Source organism: Amnimonas aquatica, from assembly GCF_002943415.1.
In the GTDB taxonomy this organism is placed as follows: Bacteria; Pseudomonadota; Gammaproteobacteria; order Pseudomonadales; family Moraxellaceae; genus Perlucidibaca; species Perlucidibaca aquatica_A.
On sequence record NZ_PTQZ01000198.1, the window covers coordinates 1 to 3,302 of the forward strand.

General features: G+C 70.4%; 4 protein-coding genes. 1 reads left to right on the forward strand and 3 read right to left on the reverse strand.

Annotated elements, in window-relative coordinates:
• Positions 1-537: oxygenase MpaB family protein (locus tag C5O18_RS07750; protein ID WP_146089279.1), on the forward strand; the 537-nt coding region annotated here is incomplete at its 5' end.
• 45 nt (positions 538-582) lie between these two features.
• Here C5O18_RS07750 and C5O18_RS07755 read toward each other — a convergent pair.
• The 3 genes from C5O18_RS07755 to C5O18_RS07765 form a co-directional block, all read right to left on the reverse strand.
• Positions 583-1,779: a class I SAM-dependent rRNA methyltransferase gene (locus C5O18_RS07755; protein WP_105192922.1), complete on the reverse strand. Its 1,197-nt coding sequence runs from the start codon at positions 1,777-1,779 to the stop codon at positions 583-585.
• 31 nt (positions 1,780-1,810) lie between these two features.
• Positions 1,811-2,671 (reverse strand): class II glutamine amidotransferase, encoded by an 861-nt coding sequence (locus C5O18_RS07760; RefSeq protein WP_105192924.1) that lies wholly within the window; start codon positions 2,669-2,671, stop codon positions 1,811-1,813.
• A 40-nt stretch (positions 2,672-2,711) separates the two neighbouring features.
• Positions 2,712-3,302, reverse strand: a 591-nt coding sequence (locus C5O18_RS07765) for an RBBP9/YdeN family alpha/beta hydrolase (protein ID WP_241146781.1), incomplete at its 5' end; no start/stop codon positions are given.

The following is a 3,302-nucleotide window of genomic DNA, read 5'->3' on the forward strand; positions in this document are numbered from 1 at the left end:
CAGCAAGGCGCGCAGGCGGAAGCCGGGACACCGGCCGGTGATGCCGGCGTGCCGCTGGCGCAGACCGATCTCGCCTGCCTGATCAGCTGTCTGTCGGAGGAGCTGGCGCGCTGCCTGCAAGGCCTGGGCACGCCGCTGAACCGGCGCGAACGCGAGGGTCTGCGGCACTGGGCCGCCGGCCTGGGCCAGGCGCTGTGCCTGGAGCCGGTCTGGCTGGCCGGCAGCGAGGACGAGGCCCGCGCCCTGCATCAGGTGCTGCTGGCACCGCCGGCGATCGCGGCGGGCACGCAGGCCCGGCACTGGCTGCGCTGTGTCGCCGCCAGCGACCCGCTGCCGGCTGCCGGCCGCCGAACCCTGGCGCTGGCGCGCAGCCTGCTCGATCCGCTGGTGGCCGACACCCTGGGCCTGCCGCGCGACACCGTCGCCGGCCTGTGGCGCCGCGCCAGCGGCTGGCTGGTGGAGAAGGGACGTCCGCTGGCCGGCCAGAGCGAGGCCGTCCGCCACTGGCAGGCTCGCCGCATCCGCCAGGACGACTGAGGCACACGGACGAAAGGGGCGCAGGCCCCTTTCCGCACTCCCGCCTCAGACCGGGAGGATGCGCGCGAACACCGCCTTCAGGTATTCGGTCTCGGGAATCGCCGGGTGCACCGGGTGGTCGGCGCCCTGGTGGCCGTGGTGGACGATCTGCGCCTGGCGGTCGATATGGCGCGAGCCGGCGCGGATGACATCGACCAGTTCCTCGCGCGCCAGGTGCATGGAGCACGAGCCCGACACCAGCAGGCCGTCGCGGCCGAGCAGGCGCATGGCCAGCTCGTTGGCGCGGCGGTAGGCCTGCAGGCCGGCCTTGTGGTCCTTGCGGCGGGTGATGAACGCCGGCGGGTCCATGATCACGACATCGAAGCGCTCGCCATCCTGCTTCAGCGCCTGCAGGGCATCGAAGGCATCGCCCTGCAGCGTCTGCACCTTGCCCTGCAGACCGTTCAGCGCGGCATTGCGCACGACCTGGTCGAGCGCGCGCTCGGAGGCATCCACGCAGTGCACCTCGGCGGCGCCGAAGGCGGCGGCCTGCACGCCCCAGCCACCGATATAGGAAAACACGTCGAGCACGCGCTTGCCGGCCACCAGGCCCTTCAGACGCGCACGCGACTCGCGGTGGTCGTAGAACCAGCCGGTCTTCTGGCCCTCGCGCACGCGGCTCTCGAACGTCACGCCGTTCTCGCGCAGGGTCAGCACCTGCGGCACTTCGCCGTAGGCCACCTCGACATAGCTGTCCAGGCCTTCGACCTGGCGCATCTTGCCGTCGTTCTTGAGCAGGATGCCGGCCGGCTTCAGCACCTTGACCAGCGCCGCCACCAGCGCTTCGCGCTCGCGTTCCATGCCGGCGGTGGAGATCTGCACCACCAGATGATCGCCGAAGCGGTCCACCACCAGGCCGGGCAGGCCGTCGCTGTCGCCATAGACCAGACGGTAGTACGGCTCCGGATACCAGGTCTCGCGCAGGCTGAGCGCGATCTGCAGGCGGTGCGTGAACAGCGATGCCGACAGCGGATGCGCGACATCGCGACCGACCAGGCGGGCGCAGATCAGCGTGTTGGGATTGACGATGGCGACGCCCAGCGGCTTGCCCCGGCTGTCCTCGACCACCGCCTGGTCACCCGGCGCGAACGCCTTCAGCGGCGTGGCGGCGATATCGACTTCATTGGAGTAGACCCAGGCGTGGCCTTCACGCAGGCGGCGTTCTTCCTGGGCTTTCAGTCGCAGGCGGGGCAGATCGGTCATGGCGGGCTCTCTCAGATGCCCGCCAGGACGCTCAGGCGATCAGGGCAGGCGGAATGGCGTGTTCGGCGGCGATGTGGGCCACGGGGGTGCCCTGCCGCACCGGCGGCGCTTCGAACGCGGTCGGCAGCGAAGCGGCCAGGCGGCCGTCGCGGAACAGCAGCAGGGTTTGCGGCGCGATGATGTTCCACGCCTCGTTGTCCGTCAACGGCGCAGTGGCGATCACCGCCACCCGGTCATCAGGCCCGGTCTGCTGGCGGAAGTCCACCGACACGTCGTCATCGGACAGGTGCGCGACCGAGAACGGGGCCTCGCGCACGATCCAGGCCAGCTGCGTGGAGCAGTGCGCCAGCAGCCACTCGCCATTGGAGAGCAGGAAATTGAAGGTGCCGTGGCGCGACACTTCGCGCGCCACGCGCTGCACGCTCGCCAGCAGCCCGGCTTCGTCCGGCCGGCCATCCGGGTGATCGGCGAGGACCTGGTTGAGCAGGTGGCAGAAAGCCTCCTCGCTGTCGGTGTCGCCTACCGGCAGGATGCGACCGGGCCGGCCACGGAAATCCTTCAGATCGCCGTTGTGCGCGAACAGCCAGTAGCGCCCGCCGATCTCGCGCTGGAACGGGTGCGTGTTCTGCAGCCGGATCTGCCCCTGCGTGGCCTTGCGGATATGCGCCACCACATGCCGCGAGCGGATGGGATAGGCGCTGACCAGCTCGGCGATGGGCGAGTTGACGCTGGCCTCGGTGTCGATGAACACGCGGCAGCCCTGGTCCTCGAAGAAACCGATGCCCCAGCCGTCGGCATGGTGGTCGGTGTCGCCGCCACGCCGCCGGAAGCCGGTGAACGAAAAGCAGATATCGGTGGGCACATTGGCATTCATGCCCAGCAGCTGGCACATGGGAAGACTCCTGCACAGGCGCGGAACACCGCGCCAGCACTCAGCCCGCGCGACGACGCCAGACCAGATCATGCAACAAGAGCTGGCCCATCGACCAGTCACCCAGACGAGTCTGTGCGTTCAGATGGCCACCACCCGGAATCACCACCAGGTCGGAACCCCACTGGTTCGCCAGCTCCTCGGCGCGCTCGGCGGTGCAGCAGGGATCATTGTCGGTGGCCACCACGCGGGTCGCGAACGGCAGGTGATCGCCGGGAATCGGCGCGAAGCCGCGCAGCTCGGGTGCCGCACGCTCGCGCTCGACATCGGCCGGGGCCACCAGCAGCGCTGCCGCCACGCCACGGCCACCGGTCTCACGCACCCAGTGCGCCACGGTGACACAACCCAGGCTGTGTGCGATCAGCACCACCGGCTTCTCGGCGGCGCGCACAGCCTCGTCCAGCCGCGCCACCCAGCTGCCCGGATCCGGACGCTCCCAGTCATCCTGCTCGGCCCGGCGGACGGCCGGCTGCAGGCGCTCCCAGCGGGTCTGCCAGTGCTCCTCGCCGGAGTTGTGCCAGCCCGGCACCACCAGCAGCTGGAAACGGCGCCAGCGGGCATCCTGCAGGGTCAGCGTGGGCAGGCCGGGCAG